Origin of the sequence: Dermacoccus sp. NHGro5 (genome assembly GCF_017565385.1) — a bacterium.
In the GTDB taxonomy this organism is placed as follows: domain Bacteria; phylum Actinomycetota; class Actinomycetes; order Actinomycetales; family Dermatophilaceae; genus Dermacoccus; species Dermacoccus nishinomiyaensis.
In genome coordinates this window covers 47,112-60,596 of record NZ_JAGEKQ010000012.1, presented here as the reverse complement: position 1 = coordinate 60,596, position 13,485 = coordinate 47,112, and the positions used below count along the sequence as shown (strand labels likewise).

Annotated in this window: 10 protein-coding genes; 2 read left to right on the top strand and 8 right to left on the bottom strand. The window is 69.5% G+C overall.

Features of this window, described 5'->3' with window-relative positions:
- The 6 genes from J4Z35_RS06550 to J4Z35_RS06525 form a co-directional block, all read right to left on the bottom strand.
- A partial coding sequence (locus J4Z35_RS06550; protein WP_208065452.1) for a ferric reductase-like transmembrane domain-containing protein occupies window positions 1–516 on the bottom strand: 516 nt, incomplete at its 3' end.
- Between the two features lie 152 nt (window positions 517–668).
- Window positions 669–3,113: a hypothetical protein gene (locus J4Z35_RS06545; RefSeq protein WP_074040502.1), complete on the bottom strand. Its 2,445-nt coding sequence runs from the start codon at window positions 3,111–3,113 to the stop codon at window positions 669–671.
- Window positions 3,110–5,626 (bottom strand): hypothetical protein, encoded by a 2,517-nt coding sequence (locus J4Z35_RS06540; protein ID WP_074040501.1) that lies wholly within the window; start codon window positions 5,624–5,626, stop codon window positions 3,110–3,112. Before J4Z35_RS06540 ends, J4Z35_RS06545 begins: the two co-directional genes overlap by 4 nt.
- Window positions 5,623–6,576: a glycosyltransferase gene (locus J4Z35_RS06535; RefSeq protein ID WP_074040500.1), complete on the bottom strand. Its 954-nt coding sequence runs from the start codon at window positions 6,574–6,576 to the stop codon at window positions 5,623–5,625. Before J4Z35_RS06535 ends, J4Z35_RS06540 begins: the two co-directional genes overlap by 4 nt.
- A gap of 199 nt (window positions 6,577–6,775) precedes the next feature.
- Window positions 6,776–7,489, bottom strand: a complete 714-nt coding sequence (locus J4Z35_RS06530; RefSeq protein WP_208065451.1) for a DsbA family oxidoreductase — start codon at window positions 7,487–7,489, stop codon at window positions 6,776–6,778.
- A 305-nt stretch (window positions 7,490–7,794) separates the two neighbouring features.
- The gene (locus J4Z35_RS06525; protein WP_208065450.1) at window positions 7,795–8,901 is read right to left on the bottom strand and encodes an ABC transporter permease; all 1,107 of its coding nucleotides are present in this window, start codon (window positions 8,899–8,901) and stop codon (window positions 7,795–7,797) included.
- Between the two features lie 108 nt (window positions 8,902–9,009).
- Here J4Z35_RS06525 and J4Z35_RS14710 point away from each other — a divergent pair, with 108 nt between their 5' ends.
- Window positions 9,010–9,606 carry a TetR family transcriptional regulator gene (locus tag J4Z35_RS14710; RefSeq protein ID WP_074040498.1) on the top strand — a complete coding sequence of 199 codons (597 nt, stop codon included), beginning with the start codon at window positions 9,010–9,012 and terminating at the stop codon, window positions 9,604–9,606.
- 427 nt (window positions 9,607–10,033) lie between these two features.
- Here the strand turns inward: J4Z35_RS14710 and J4Z35_RS06515 are convergent, their stop codons facing one another.
- Window positions 10,034–11,302 (bottom strand): hydroxyacid-oxoacid transhydrogenase, encoded by a 1,269-nt coding sequence (locus tag J4Z35_RS06515; RefSeq protein ID WP_074040497.1) that lies wholly within the window; start codon window positions 11,300–11,302, stop codon window positions 10,034–10,036.
- A 168-nt stretch (window positions 11,303–11,470) separates the two neighbouring features.
- A complete protein-coding gene (locus J4Z35_RS06510) occupies window positions 11,471–12,388 on the bottom strand; it encodes a hypothetical protein (protein ID WP_143181246.1) in 918 nt (305 codons plus the stop codon).
- Between the two features lie 216 nt (window positions 12,389–12,604).
- Between J4Z35_RS06510 and J4Z35_RS06505 the strand changes: the two genes are divergently transcribed.
- Window positions 12,605–13,288, top strand: coding sequence for an HAD family hydrolase (locus J4Z35_RS06505; protein WP_074040495.1), 684 nt, complete (start codon window positions 12,605–12,607; stop codon window positions 13,286–13,288).
- Window positions 13,289–13,485: the final 197 nt, after the last annotated feature.

The following is a 13,485-nucleotide window of genomic DNA, read 5'->3' as shown; positions in this document are numbered from 1 at the left end:
ACCAACGTGCCTGGTCATCACAACTAGGCACAGCGCGACGGTTCCGGCCAGGGCGAGCAGCATCGCCGGGTAGGTGAGGGTGAAGTCGACGATCTGCCCCCAGATGCTCTGGTGCGCGTCGGCGGCGTAGCCGAGCGTGATGAGGGCGATGTGGGCGAGCATCAGCGTGAAGCTCGAGAAGCCGACCCAGCGGTGCAGGCGCGTCAGCCCATCCTGCCCGAAGGCCTGCTCCACGAACGGAACTCGCGCCATGAGCAGCACCTGCAGCAGGAGCAGGTAGCTCGCGATCAGACCCGTGAGGCGGCCCGATTCGTCGAGGACACCCGACGTGGACGTCAGGCCGGCAATCCCGCCGTTCGTCACCCACAGGGCGACGACGAACAGGCCGAGGCCCCAGGCGACGACGATGCTCGTGTCACGCCACCAGGAGGGGATGACGCGCGGTTCGCGTGGTGCCGCGGCGGCGGAGGCGCCGAGTCTGTTCGGTGTCGGCGGCATGGTGACCTGCGTGCTCATGACGCCACTGTCCCGCCCTCACTTCACCACCCCGTATGGCGTCGCTGTGAGGCGGCTATGAGGGCGTCGGAGCCGTACCCATCTGCGATGTTCGTCCACATTTACTCCTGGTAAACGGGTACGAAAATCGCAGATGGGTACGCCCGCCCCGTTCAGAGCGAGCGGGGCTCCTCGGAGCGGGTGGCAGCAGATTCGCCTCTCGACTCACGACGGCGCCGCGTGCGCAACGGCACCAGCTGGAGACAGAGCGCGGCCAGCGTCACCAGGCTCAACGCCGCGGCCGCTCGGAAGTGCGGCGGCTGGTAGGCGAAGCTGATCGTCGACCGGCCTCCGGGCGCCCGAACGGTCTGGAAGAGCTGGTTCGGCCCACTGGGCAGGTGCTTCTTCGTGCCGTTGATCGTCGCGGACCATCCCGGCGTGCTCAGCTCGCGGCGCACGAGCGTCGTCGGCCGGGCACAGTCGAGCGTCACCGATTCGCGCGTCTGCTTCTCGACCCGGCATGCACCACGCGTGTCGTAGTACGGGCGGGCCGCGGCGTCCTCGAAGATCTCGGCCTTCTTCGACCCGAACACCCGGCGCAGCCCCAGGCGTGAGGCGCTCGCGCCGTCGACGACGCCCGGCGCGGCGACGACGTACCTCACGCCCGCGTCACGGTAGGCCGCCTGCTGCTGGCCGTATGCCGCGAGGATGCGTTTCTGCCCCCAGGCCGGCGAGTTACGGGTGACGAGCAGATAGGGCATGAAGGGGTTGAACCCACGCGTCGGCCTGATGTACGCGGGCGTGCCCTTCGGTGGCCGCAGATGATCCATGACGTACGTGCTGTACTTCTCCGGCACCGGCAGGTCGTTGACGTTGAGTTCCGCGATCTGCCAGTACGAACCGTAGTTCGGCTGGATCGGCCCGAGGGTGAAGAACCGCGACGTGCCGAGGTGCTCCTGGAGGTAGGCCGGGGGCGCCGTGTCAATGGGCTTTGGGGGGCTCGCGTTCAGCTGGGGAGTCGCGTACGAGGCGCCCGCCTCGGCGACGATGACGAGACCCGCCACGAGCGCGGCGCTCGCGGCGCGCTTCGTCGGACGGGGGCGCGTACCCGCACCGCCCGTCTCGGGGCCCGCGGCCTTCGCTCGCGAACCCCACGCGAACGCGGCCGTCAGCGCCATGATGACGAACCCGAACAGTCCCGCGGCGACGCTCGTCCACGTGGGGTGGGACACGCGGTCGGACAGTGCGAGATAGATGACTCCGGCCGTCACGTACGCCGTCGTGACAGCCGCTGCAGTCCAAACGGCGCCTCGGCGCACGCGGCCGCGGCCGAGGTCGTCGAGGCCGTACGCGGTCAGCACCGTGAACGCGAAGACGAGCAGGATGATGCCGTACTTGTAGAGCAGGACGAGGTCGACACCGGGGATGGCGTACAGCACTCTGTTGACGACCTCGACGCCGAACATGTTGAGCATGAGCAGCGTGATGAGGGTGACGAGCATGATCTTCACGCCGCGTGGGTGGCGGCCGAACAGACCGATGACGGCGCACAGCAGCGACGCGAGCGTCACGTAGCCGGCCACGCCGTTCATCAAGGTGCTCGAGCTGAAGGGGCCTGCAAGGTATTCACCGAAGAGGCCGTAGAACGCGTACGCGTGGTACTTCCACGGCGGGCGTTCACCACCACCGTGGTAGGCGGTGAACGCGAAACCGAGGAAGTGCTTCAGGGTGAGCAGAAGGGGCGCGGCGAGCGCGATTCCGGCGACGGCCCCGACGCCGTTCCACATCAGGAAACGCAGGCGACTCGGTGCGAGCGCGGGGGTGCGTACCAGCACCCATGCGGCGATCACGAGCCCCTGGATGAGGGCCGTCTCGGGGAACCCGGCTGACAGCATCCACGCCAGGCCGAGCGCGATGACGACGATGCCCACGCGCGGCCGGGTGCGGCGTCGGACGTCGGAGGCGACGAGCTCGACGCCCCACAGCACCATCGGCAGGAAGGCGATGGGGTTGAACGGCGCGTTCGTCATGACGGAGAAGACTCCGTTGATCGCGAACAGGATGCCGCCGACGGTGGAGGCCACCCAGGTGAGGCGCAGGCTGCGCAGGAAGGCCAGCATCGTGAGGCCGGCGACCAGCTCGAGCGCGAGGTGCATGAGGAACGAGCCATTGGGCAGCAGGTTGAGCATGATGAACGGCTGGAAGAACGCGGCGGACTGCTGTTCGCCCGCCAACGGCTGCCCGAGCCCCTCGAACGGGTTCCACAGCGGCACCTGCCCGTTCTTCCACATCTGCGCCGACAGCTTGCCGAGCGACTGCACCGTCCACCCGTCGTTGGCGTCGATGGTGTGGGGATAGTGCCCGCTGTCGGGGCCGATGTCCGTCAGCCCATGCGTCGGCGAGCCGAGCCCCGAGTGGTACAGCATCGGGTCATTGCTGCGGACGCCGAGCAGGTAGACGGCGTTCGCCAGCAACACCGCCACCACGACGGCGAGGCACGCGATGAGCGCCGGGCGGCGGTTGCGTCCTCGAGCAGAGGCGAGCTCGGAGCCGCCCCCGCCGGTGCGGCCGTACTCGTCGGCGCGGGTGGCACCGCTGACGGATGCTGCGTTACTCATGTGCGCTCCGAACCTTCCCTGGTGGTCGTTCCCTGGTCTGCAGCCGCGCCGGTTCCCACTGAATCGGACGATGACGACGAACCGCATGCGGGCGCTGCCACGTCGGTGTCGTGACGATCTCGTCGACGACGTCGCACGAGCGTGCTCGCACACCCGACGAGCAGCATGAACGCCGCTGCGATCGAGACGCCGACGGCGAGCTCGAAGTGACGCGGACGGTAATCGAACGTGACGTGCGAGGTGCCCTGCGGCACCTCGATGCGCTGGTAGAGCCGGCCGTCGGCGACGGCCACCGCCTTCGTCGAGCCCGTCGCGCCAGCCGTCGCGACCGTGGCGCGCCAGCCCGGAGCGTCGAGCTCGCGGCGCGTGAGGGTCGCCGAGCGGGAGCAGGTGAGCGTGACGTCGGTGCGGGAGCCGCTCTCGACGCGACACGCGCCGTCGCTCGTGTAGTACGGCTGCGCCGATGCGTCCTCGAAGATGTCCGTCTTCGGCGAGTCGAGCACCTTGACCAGGCCGAGCCTCGTCGCCATCGCGGGGCTGACGACATCGGGGCGCGTCACGAGGTAGCGCACGCCGGCCTCACGGAAGGCCTGCTGCTTCTCGCCGTAGCCGACGAGCAGTTTGCGCTCCACCGCGGCCGGCGGGTTGAAGGGGATGAGCTGGTAGTCCTTGAACGTGTCCTGCATCTGCTTGGCGCTGAGCCCGGTGTGAGAGGGGCGCAGCTCGTCGAGCACGAACTCGCCGTACTTCTTCGGCACCGGCAGGTCGTTGACGTTGAGCTGGCCGAGCTTCCAGTACGAGCCGTAGTCGGGCTGGATCGGGCCGAGCGTGTAGAAGCGCGACGTGCCGAGGTGCTGCTGCAGGTAGTGGACCGGCTTCATGTCGATCGCCGCCGCGCGGCTGGCACCCGCCTGCGGGACGGCGAAGTGCGCCGCCGCGGTGAGCACGAGCAGAGCGCCGGCGAGGGGTGCAGCGAGGGATCGTCCGCGGGCCGGGCTGCTCGTCGCGGTTGCGCCTGTGCGGGCGGCGGGCGCCCCGGCCGTGTCAGCGGGCACGGGTGCTTCCTCGTGGTGCGTACGCGCACGCAGCAGCAGCACGAGGAGGACGGCGCAGACGGCGGCCAGCGCGAGCATCACGGCGGTGGTCCAGCGCGGGCTCACCACGTATCCGCGCGAGACGAGCACGGCGAGGGTGACGGCGGCGTACGCGAGGGTCAAGGACGCGCAGACGAGGGTGCGGCGACGGCCGACGCGGCGTCGGGCGAGGTCGTCGACGGCCAGAGCGACGGCGATGACGACGGCGAACTCGAGGATGCTGATGCCGTACTTGTAGACGAGGATCGCCTTGATGCCGGGGGTGTGGTTGAGCAGCAGCTTGATCGGCTCGAATCGGAACATGTTGCCGATGAGCACGATCATCGTCCCGGCGAGCAGGAGGCGGATGCCGCGGCGGCGTGTGCCCGTCAGGCCCACGAGCGCCATGAACAGAGCGGGCAGGGTGAGGTATCCGGCCTGCAGTCGCAGCACCGCGTTGTTGAGCGCGCCGACGGCGAACGGCAGCGCGAGCGACATGATCTGGCGTCGCGGGTAGGAGATGTCGTTGGCGACGGCTTCGTGGTACGACGTCGAGCCCCACGACATGAAGTCGAGGAAGGCGACGAGGACGGGCGCCGCGAGGGCGAGTCCGAGCGCCATGCCTGCCGCGGTCCGCCCCGCGAAGGCGAGGCGGTGTCCGCGCGCCTGCCCGAGCCGCACGAGCGCCCAGCAGCCGATGAACAGGGCCTCGAGGAAAGCCGTCTCGGGGAACCCGGCGAACAGCATCCACGCGATCGCAAGAGCGAGGACGGCGACGCCGGCCCACGGGCGCCGGCTCCCGCGTCGAGGCGCGTGCGCGTCGGGCGAGCGCTGCAAGGACGCCCGGATCATCTCGACGCCCAGCAGCCCCAGCGGCAGGAAGGCGATCGGGTTGAACGGCGCGTTCGTCATGACGGCGAACGCACCGTTGACCGCGAACAGGCACCCCCCGACCGTCGAGGTGACCCAGCCGAGCCCGAAGCGGCGCAGGAAGGCGAGGGTCGCGAGGCCGGCGACGATCTCGAGGACGACATGCATGACGAAGACGCCGTGCGGCAGCAGCTGCAGCATGATGAAGGGCTGGAACAGCGCAGCCGACTGCATCTCACCTGCAAGGGGCTGCCCGAGGCCCTCGTACGAGTTCCACAGCGGCACATGGCCGTCCGCCCACTGGTGGGCAGCTGCTCGACCGAGCGATTCCACCGTCCAACCGACATTGGGGTCGATCGTCCACCCGCCGAGGAGAGAACCCCGCGACGGGGAGGCCAGCCCCGAGTAGTAGGTCATCGGGGTGCTGCTGCGCAGACCCGTGAGGAAGATCGCGTTCGCGAGTGCGATCGTCAGCAGGACGAAGAGCGACGACAGCAGCGCCGGGTTGCGCCAGAAACCGCCCCTGCGCGGCGCAGAGGCGGTTTCGTGGCGGCTGGCGACGGTGCTCACGCGACCGGGGGGAGCCGCAGGTAGGCCAGGCGGGCGTTCTCCTGCCGCTGGCGCAGGTTGCCGTTGAGGATGATGCCGACGACGATTGCCAATGCCCCCACGATCGCGAGCCCCGTGACGAAGATGGCGGTGGGGAGCCGCGGCACGGTGTGCGTGTCGGCGTAGGTGAGGAACAGCGGGATGCTCATCACGGTCGACAGCAGCAGGAACAACGCTCCGATGCCGCCGAAGAAGGCGACAGGGCGTTCGTACTGCAGCAGCGTGGCGATGACGCGCAGGATGCGGAAGCCGTCGTGGTACGTGCGCAGCTTCGACTCACTGCCCTCGGGGCGGTCCTTGAACCCGACGGGGACCTCGACCTGCGGCACGCGCAGGTTGACGGCGTGGACCGTCAGCTCGGTCTCGATCTCGAACTCGCGCGAGAGGGCAGGGAAGGACTTGACGAAGCGTCGGCTGAAGATGCGGTAGCCGGAGAGCATGTCCGTGACCGGCTCACCGAACAGGCGGCCGACGAGGTTGTTGAACGCCTTGTTGCCGGCGGCGTGGCCGGGGCGGTAGGCCGACTCGTCCGAGTCCTCGGTGCGCACGCCGAGCACGTGGTCGTACGGGCCCGACAGGAGCGTCTCGATCATGTGAGGCGCCGCGGCGGCGTCGTAGGTGTCGTCACCGTCGATGAGGAGGTAGATGTCGGCGTCGATGTCGGCGAAGGCGCGGCGCACGACGTTGCCCTTGCCCTTGCGCTGCTCGAAGCGGACGATGGCGCCGGCCTCGGCGGCGACCTGCGACGTGCGGTCGCTCGAGTTGTTGTCGTAGACGTACACCGTGATGCCCGGAACGGCGGCCTTGAGGTCGCGGATCACGGTCGGGATCGCGACTTCCTCGTTGTAGCAGGGCACGATGGCCGCGATGTTCATCTCACTCATATGGCGCTCGGGGGCGTCGACAGTCATGGCGCGATTGTACGAAGCCGCAGGGGGTGAACGCCGCAGGACGCGCGGGTGACGCCGTCTTCGGATCGCAATTCATCGCGTGGGGGTGCGTCTCTGTCGCGGTCTTCGGGGACGACGGCGCTGTACCCGTCTGCGATGTTCGTCCACATTTGCTCCCGGAAAACGGGTACGAAAATCGCAGATGGGTACGGGCCCTCGGTCAGATGGCGCAGTGGTCAGCGTCGCAGGTGCCGGCTTGGCCATGAGTGCCTGAGGCCCTGCCGGCGTCCGAGGTGGCCGTACGACCCTGCCAGGCCTGCGTCAGGGCGCGCTCGAACGTCTCGACGGGCTGCGCACCGGAGACGGCGAGGTGCTCGTCGAGGACGAAGAACGGCACACCGGTGATGCCGATCTGACGCGCCGCCGCTTCGTCGGCGCGCACGTCCTGAGTGAACTCGTCACCGGCCAGGACGCGGCGGACGTCGTCGGCGGGCAACCCGATCTCCTCGCCGAGACGCTGCAGTTCGTCGACGTCGCCGATCGAGACGCCCTCTGTGAAGTACGCGTGCATGAGGCGCGTCTCCGCCGCGGTCGCGAGTCCGTGATGCGCTGCGAGATGGATGAGGCGGTGCGCGTCGAACGTGTTGCCGTACTTCGCGTCCTGCCAGTTGAACGTCAGGCCGACGGCGGCCGCGCGCGCTGCGACGTCCCGCTGGCTCACCGCCGACTGCTCGGCGCTGATGCCGTACTTCGTCGCAATCGTGTCGACGAGCGTGCGGCCGGGCTCACGCTCTATGCTCGGGTCGAGTTCGTAGCTGTGCCAGACGATCTCGACGTCGTCCGCGTGCTCGAAGTTCTCGAGCGCCAGCTCGAGGTGACGCTTGCCGATGACGCAGAACGGGCAGACGATGTCGCTCCAGATGTCGATCTTCATACGGGTGTCAATACCGTTGAATGTTCAACTATTCCGACATGTGCTGGCTGCGACGATCCGTCCCGCCGACGGCCGGAAGCGGGTGCATGACAAGGCTGCGCCCGATTCGCCCCGCCCGAGCGCCCCGTGCCCGACTCACGTACTCCTGCACCGCCGTGTTCTGCGCAATGCCCGCGCCCGACTCGCCTGTGCCCGATTCGCCCGGTGCGCGACAGGCCCGCCACGACATGGCGCGGGCGCCGAGCCAGCCATGATGGATCGGCGCCCGGATGATGCCGCGTCGCTCGTCGCGCCCGGGCTGGCCGTCAGTGCGCTGTCTTGCGCCACTTGCCGAGCGACAGCAGGACGAACCCGCCGAAGGCCCAGCAGAGCAGGACGATCCAGGCCTGAGACGCCCCCCGCCCGTCGAAGTAGGCGACTGATCGCAGCGCGGTGCCGGCCGCACCGACGGGCAGGAACTGCCCGATCGTGCCCCAGGGGTGCGGCAGCCACTGCGGGCCGGTCGCGAGGCCCGAGATCGGGTTGGAGATGAACAGCATCGCGACGGCACCGAGCCCGAAGCCGGCCGGGCCGAGGTTCTTCGCGAGTCCGAGAACGGTGAAACCGATGGCCGCGATGCCGAGGCCGAAGGCGAGCGCGAGCTTCCAGAACGAGCAGTCGACGGCGTCGAGCCAGGACGTGAGCATCCACGCGGCGAGCAGGCCGCCGAGTGTCGCGACGCCGACGACGCCGAGCGCACGTCGACCGAACGAGCCGCGGAAGGTGAAGAACAGTGCGGCGGACGTCGCCATGCCACCGAAGATCAGCGGCAGTCCGGCGCTCGTCATGGCGGTGCCCATCGGGTCCTTCGCCGGGAGCGGAGCGAGCTCCTGGTAGGTCACCTTCTGGCCCTGCTTCTCGAGGCCCGCCCCGACGCCCTTGAGGAGCGCGGAGTACGGCGAGCCCGCGCCGGCGGCCGTCTGGATGGCGGCGCCCTGCGGCGTCACGGCGATGCCGCCGATGGCGTCGCGGTTCTTGACGGCGTCGGCGCCCTGCTCGGGCGCCGAGTAGGTCTTGACGTCGAACGCGCCCGGCTTCTCCTTCTCGAGCGTCGAGGTGATCTTCGACGTCACCTGCTGCGGGCCGCTGACGGCGAGGGGTAGATCCTTCGCGCCGGAGTGCACGGCCGGCGTCGCGAACGCGAGCAGCATGAGGCCGAGGACGACGGGCAGCGCGAGGACGAAGACGAGCAGCGGCGGCTGCTTCTTCTCGGGTTCCTCGACGCGTTCGGCGCCGTCGGCCTCGACGCCGTTCTGCGTCGTGCCGGTCGTCGCGGGCGCCTCGGTGCGCCCGTGTGCCTCCTCGGCGCGGGCCGCGTCGAGGTCCGCGTGCGTGTGGTGCTTGTCGCGCATGGGCGGCGTGGGTTCGGTCATGACGGCTCCTGATGCCGGGGAGCGGTGCCTGGGCGCGTGGCTCGTGGCCGCTCTGCGATGTCGTGCGATTGACCCCAGCATGGCCCGCCCTGATGCGATGATGCCACCGTGGTGAATTCTTCGCGGGGGCGTCCCAAGGGTGGTAGTGATGCCCGAGAACGCCTGTTGGAGGCGGCCAGAGCACAGTTCTTGGCCTCCGGATACCGCGGCACGTCAGCCCGGTCGATCGCCCGGGAGGCCGGTGTGGACCACTCGTTGGTGAATTATCACTTCGGGACGAAGCCGCTGCTGTTCGCCGAGGCGATGGCGCTGCAGTTCAGCCCGACGTTCGCCGTCGAGTCCGTGTTCAGCCGTGCCCGGGGCAAGCCCCCGCAGCGCGTGGCCGAGGAATTCCTGATGGCCATCATCACCGTGTGGGAGAGCGCGGGCTCGCGCCCGGTGCTGCAGGAGACGGTCGAAGGTGTGCTCGGCGATCCCGCCATCCGCGGGTTGTTCAGCGAGTTCATCACCGCCGAGCTGCTGACGCACGTGCGCGATCACATCGGAGGCGCCGACGCCTCCCGCCGTGCTGCGGGCGTCGGAACCGTCATCTCCGGGCTCGTGTTCGCGCGCTACCTCATCGGCATCGAGCCGATCGCCTCCATGCCGCCGCGCGACGTCGTCCGCACCCTCGCGCCGATGATCGCGCTGCAGCTCGGACGTTGACGCTGACGCCGGCGTCGCTGCCGGCGTCGTCGGTCGCGGGTCAGGCGCCAGTGCGCTCGCGGTCGGGACCGATCGTCTGGGCGCATCACCTGTGACGGTCGCCGGACGCTGACGGGCTGCGGCGTCCTGCCGTCGTCACGCGGGCGACCGGGCCTCACCCGTCTGCGCAGGGGCTTGTCGCCGATCTTCGCGATGCGCTCGGCGTACTGAGCCGGAAAGCCCATCGGACGCTCGTCGTCAGAACCGGCGAGCCGGACGAGGGCGGCGTCATGCCAGGGGCCCGGCGTGACGACGGAATCGATGCGCGAATCGCAGAGGGGGACGGGCGGGCGCCTTATAGGCCCGGCCACCTGTGAACACCCCGCAGCGGCCGACGTCCCGCGATGCCGTGCCCCACCATAGCGCCCACCTCACGGCAGGGGCGTCGTCACCAGAGCGTCATCGAGTCTCGCAGCACGCGTTCGACGTCGGTCTCGGTGATGTCGACGGGCGCCGTCGCGAGCAGGCGCTGCTGCTTCATCGCGCCGTCGACGAGCTGCGGCAGGTCGCCGTGCGAATAACCCAGTGCAACAAGGCCGTTGGGCAGGCCGATGTCGCGCATGAGGCGACGCAGGGCGTCGGGCAGCGCATCGCGGCCGAGGTCGCTGCCGGCGGTGTCCGGTTCCAGCAACGCGGCCATCTCGTGGTGACGCCCCGGGTCGGCGGGGTAGAGCAGCGCGAACGCGGCGGGCGCCGTCATCGCGACGGCCATGCCGTGCGGCACCATCGGGTGGTCGGCGTCATAGCCGTCGGGGCGGAAGTCGCGCACCATGCCGGCGATCGGGTAGGCGCAGGCGTGCGGCACGTGGACGCCGGCGTTGCCGAACCCCATGCCCGCGAACGTCGCCGCGAGCGCCATCGCGCCGCGCGCGTCCACGTCGTCACCGTCCGCGACGGCGGTGCGGAACGACGTCGCGAGCAGACGCACGGCTTCGCGCGACCACATGTCGCTGATCGGGTTGGCGCCGCAGTACGGCACGCGCTGCTCGGCACGCTTGGCGGCGAATTCGGTGTACGGCTTGGCCGTGTAGCTCTCGAGGGCGTGGCAGAGGATGTCCATGCCCGCGGCCGCGGTGACGCCGGCGGGCTGCGTCATCGTCAATTGCGGGTCGATGACGGCGAGCCGCGGGCGCAGCGACGCATGGCTGATGCCCGTCTTGACGTTCGCTTCGAGCACGTCGAGGACGCAGATCGTCGTCGACTCGCTGCCCGTGCCGGTCGTCGTCGGCACGGCGATGACGGGCACGAGCGGCTTCGTCGGGTTCTTGCCGCCACCGACGGGCGCGTTGATGTAGTCGACGAGGTCGCCGTCGTTCGTCGTCATGAGGGCGATGGCCTTGGCTGTGTCGATGCTCGAGCCACCCCCGACGGCGACGATCGCGTCCCACGGCCCGTTCTTGCGGGCCCAGTCGGTGGCTTCCTGCAACGAGGCGTCGCTCGGCTCGACGCGGGCGCCGGTGAAGGTGTCGACGCTGATGTCACCGCCCGTCAGGACGTCGGCGACGCGTTGCGTGATGCCTGCGTCCGCGACGCCCGGATCACTCACGACTGCGACGCGGCGCGCGCCGAGATTGGATGCGTCCCAAGCGATCTCGTCGATGGCTCCGGGGCCGAACTTCAGTTGGGGGCTGCCGTAGGTGAACACCGTCTCGTCCATGGGCTCGACGGTACGCGAGTGAAACGAACAAGGCACCTGGCCCGGGGCGGAACTGTTCTGAACCTCGTGACGTCCCACTCGGCGCCGAGTGGGGGCAATTAGTCGGCGCGAACGTCCCACGTGGTGCAGCTCCGCACCGTGTGGGGCGTCGAGCGTCGCCCTGCCGCGTCAGCGTCGACGTCTCGAGCGCGCCCGCGTCGACGATCGCCGCACCTGCGCGGCCGTCAGCCGCTCATGCCGGCGCATCTCACGCGCGACGCGGGCCTGCGCGCGCTCGAGCGGCAGTTCCTGGCGGCGCTGGCGCGCGGCTTGCATCTGTGAGCGCATCGTCGCGCGCATCTGTTCGCGCGGGTAGGGGCGGCCGCCGATGAAGTCGCGCACGGCGTTCCAGCGTTCGTCGTAGGCGTCGTTGAAACGCGCGTGGGAGCGCCGATCGAGCCACCCGCCCGTCTTGTATCGCTTGGCCGCCCACCACGATCCGGGTTTCGCGACGCGCACGGCCCCCACGACGGCGAGACCGGGCACGAACACGCCGATCAACCCCGTCAGCAGCTTGCCCTTGAGGATCGTCAGGACGACGAACCCGAAGTTGATGACGATGCCCACCGCGACGACGACGCCGGGCACTCCGTCGCTGCCGGGGACGATGTCGAGCGGGTTCGCGCCCAGGACGAGGGCTGCGGTGATGGCGACGGCGACGAGCAGGGCGCTGATCGACTGGCGTCCCTCCTCCTGCCAGTAGACGTCTTCGAGGTGCAGCCACATCGCGAACTCGTCGAGGGTGAGGGCGGCTCCCGTGCCGAAGATTGCCGCGAGCACGTCGAGCCACAGGCCGCGCTCGGGCAGGTACGTGATGAGCATGAGGCCGCTGAACAGCAGCATGAGGATGCCCCACACCTGATGGTGGATGTGGATGCCCGCGATGGCGATGTTGCGGAACATGCCCGGCTCGGTGTTTTCCTTGAGGTACGCCTCGGCCTGGTCGGCGCGGTGACGGATGTAGCGCGTCGCGGTGCGCGTCGCGGCCGTCGCGAGGACGAAGGAGATGAGCAGCCACAGCACGGCGTGACGGCTCGGGTCGATCATGTCCCCATCGTAGGCGCGCCCGCTGATGACGCCTGCGGACGGCGTGCGCGGGCGTCGCACCCTCGTCGCAGCATCATTGCCCGAAATCGCGTCGTACTGGACGCGTTCTCGGGCAATGATGCGCCGCTACCTGGCCGTCAGACGCGGTGAGCGGTGCCGGTCGCGGTGGCGCCGCGTTCATTGCGTCGGGTGCCGCGAACGGGCAAGGATGGTGAGATGACTGACGATTCGCAGCAGGCTTCCGGGGCCGTCGACACCGTCCTGTTCGACGTCGACGGCACCCTCATCGACTCGACGTACCACCATGCCATCGCGTGGGCGCGCGCGTTCGCGCGCTTCGACCTGTATCCGCCGCTGTGGCGCGTGCACCGCTCGATCGGCATGGGCGGCGACCAGCTCGTCCCGAGCCTCGTCGGCGACGACGTCGAGAGCAAGCACGGCGACGACCTGCGCGACGCGTGGGAGGAGGAGTACGAGAAGCTCCTGCCCGAGGTGCGCGGGTTCGACGGCGCCGCCGACGCCGTGCGCGCCGCGCGCAGCAAGGGCTACAAGGTGGCGCTCGCGAGCAGCGGCAAGGAAGAGTTCACCGACGCCGCGCTCGAGAAGATCGGGCTGACGCGCGACGACTTCGACGCCGTCACCTCCTCCGACGACGCCGACAACAGCAAGCCCGAACCCGACATCCTCGAGGTCGCGCTGAAGGAGGCCGGCGGCTCGAAGGGCGTCCTCATCGGCGACGCGACGTGGGACGTCGAGGCCGCGAAGAAGGCCGGCATGTCGACGATGGGGCTGCGCACCGGAGGTTTCTCCGCCGCCGAGATGCATGACGCGGGCGCCACCGACGTCGTCGACGCCATCACCGACCTGCGCGACGGCACCTGGCTCGATCGCCTGAACTGACGCCGTCGAGCGGGTCGGCTCGCCGATCCGCCTGGCGGGCCAGCCCGCGACATCGAGCGAAATGTTCGAATGCGAGCGGCACAGCGCTCGTGTTCGACCAATTCGCTCGTTCTCACCCCACTCGTCCCGGGTCGGACGTGCGTCACATCCCGGACTCGCCGACCGTCCGAGTGGCAATCCCCCGTCGAACAGGGGAC

Coding starts and splice junctions, on each gene's coding strand:
- J4Z35_RS06545 (WP_074040502.1), bottom strand. CDS start 3,113: ATGAGTAACGCAGCATCCGTCAGCGGTGCCACCCGCGCCGACGAGTAC.
- J4Z35_RS06535 (WP_074040500.1), bottom strand. CDS start 6,576: ATGACTGTCGACGCCCCCGAGCGCCATATGAGTGAGATGAACATCGCG.
- J4Z35_RS06530 (WP_208065451.1), bottom strand. CDS start 7,489: ATGAAGATCGACATCTGGAGCGACATCGTCTGCCCGTTCTGCGTCATC.
- J4Z35_RS06525 (WP_208065450.1), bottom strand. CDS start 8,901: ATGACCGAACCCACGCCGCCCATGCGCGACAAGCACCACACGCACGCG.
- J4Z35_RS06515 (WP_074040497.1), bottom strand. CDS start 11,302: ATGGACGAGACGGTGTTCACCTACGGCAGCCCCCAACTGAAGTTCGGC.
- J4Z35_RS06510 (WP_143181246.1), bottom strand. CDS start 12,388: ATGATCGACCCGAGCCGTCACGCCGTGCTGTGGCTGCTCATCTCCTTC.
- J4Z35_RS06505 (WP_074040495.1), top strand. CDS start 12,605: ATGACTGACGATTCGCAGCAGGCTTCCGGGGCCGTCGACACCGTCCTG.